This window comes from Photorhabdus sp. RW14-46 (assembly GCF_963887965.1).
Classification (GTDB): Bacteria; Pseudomonadota; Gammaproteobacteria; order Enterobacterales; family Enterobacteriaceae; genus Photorhabdus; species Photorhabdus laumondii.
On record NZ_CAWPHH010000124.1, the window covers coordinates 1 to 572 of the forward strand.

1 pseudogene is annotated in these 572 nt (G+C 58.6%); it reads right to left on the bottom strand.

From position 1 onward, the window contains the following. Nucleotides 1-572, bottom strand: a pseudogene (locus AACQ38_RS23865) (S-layer family protein); the annotation flags it as partial.

A 572-nucleotide genomic window follows, 5' to 3' on the forward strand; every position in this document is an offset into this window, starting at 1 on the left:
GTGCCGCTGTTGGTGATATCGCCCTGACTGTTGAGCGCCACGGTATTCCCGGCGAGTAAACTGCCATCACTGCGCAGGTCGCCCTGACGGACGCGCGCATAAACCTGCGGCACGGTGACCACCTCGGTAGTGCCATCCGGCAAAGTCACGGTTTGGTTAGTCAGCCAGATAATGTCTGAGGTCAGCAGCGCCATCTGTGCCGGGCTTAAGGCGACGCCCGGCGTTAATTGCTGCTGTTTTCCAAAAGCGACACCGGCATCCATCAGCGCTTTAAACTGCGCTTCGTCGTTATTGTAGCCCGGCAGATAGCGCCGGCCGGTCAGTTGGGTGATTTGGTCCCGCACCAGCCGCTGTTCGTAGAACCCATCGCCCAGACGTTTGTGGACCAGCGCCGGGTCATGCGTTAACTGTTGCCGCATGTAGTCCGAACCCAGCCACGGTTTGTACTGGGTAAATTTCGGGTCGGTCTCCACCAGATAGTGGCTGTCACTGCCCGGTTGCATGGTATACAGGCTGTTATTCGGCAAACGCGTATCGGGCGTCACCACGCGTATCACCGGGTCGACAGTTTG